We start from the raw sequence: 1,092 nt of genomic DNA, 5'->3' as shown, positions 1-1,092 counted from the left end.
GGGCGGGCAGGCAGTGTCGATCGGCGTCGGCAACACGGCAAACGGCGACGGCGCAGTCGCGATCGGCGACCCGAGCATCGCGACGGGTACCGGCGCGGTGGCGATGGGCGCGAACGACACGGCAACCGGCAACGGCGCGGTGGCGCTCGGCAACGCGAACACCGCAACCGGCGCCAGCGCACTGGCCCTCGGCAGCTCGAACCAGGCCACGGCGGACAACACGATCGCACTCGGCAGCAACGCCACGGCCAGTGCGGTCGGGGCCCAGGCCTACGGCTCGGGCGCCACGGCCAGCGCCGCCAACTCGCTCGCGTTCGGTTCGAACTCGCTGGCCAACGTCGCCAACTCGGTCGCACTCGGCGCGAACTCGGTCACGAGCGCCGCGAACCCGACGGCGAGCGCCACGATCGGCGGCGTCACGTACTTCTTCGCGGGCAGCTCGCCGGTCGGCGTGGTCAGCGTCGGCGCACCGGGCCAGGAACGCCAGGTCACGAACGTCGCCGCCGGCCAGATCTCGGCCACCAGCACGGACGCGATCAACGGCAGCCAGCTCAACGCGACGAACAACGCGGTCAACGCGCTGTCGACGTCCACCGCGTCGAACGTCGCGTCGCTGTCGACGGGCATCAACTCGCTGTCCACCGGCCTGAGCGCGACGAACAGCAACGTGGCTTCGCTGTCCACCTCGACCTCGACCGCGATCAACTCGCTGTCGACGGGCCTGAGTGCGACGAACAGCAACGTCAACTCGCTGTCGACGTCGACCTCGACCGGTATCGGCTCGCTGTCCACCGGCCTGAGCACGACGAACAGCAACGTGGCTTCGCTGTCGACCGGCGTGTCGAACATCAGCAGCACGCTGAACCAGTTGTCGACGACGATCAACAACAATACGACGCGTCTGGAGAACAACAACGGCGTTGCCGCCGACATGAACGGCACCGGCACCGACGCTCCGAAGGTTACCGCCGGCTCGAACTCGGTGGCGATCGGCGCGAACTCGACGGACGGCGGCCGCCAGAACGTGGTGTCGGTCGGCAGCGACACGCAGCAGCGTCAGATCATCAACGTCGCGCCGGGTACGCAAGGCAC

The 1,092-nt window shown here is 68.8% G+C and carries 1 pseudogene; it reads left to right on the top strand.

What is annotated here, in order from left to right:
• Positions 1-1,092 (top strand): annotated as a pseudogene (locus GQ56_RS0138850) (YadA-like family protein); the annotation flags it as partial.

Origin of the sequence: Burkholderia paludis, assembly GCF_000732615.1 — a bacterium.
GTDB lineage: Bacteria > Pseudomonadota > Gammaproteobacteria > Burkholderiales > Burkholderiaceae > Burkholderia > Burkholderia paludis.
The sequence above is the reverse complement of the archived record's forward strand: the minus strand, read 5'-3'. Positions and strand labels throughout refer to the sequence as shown.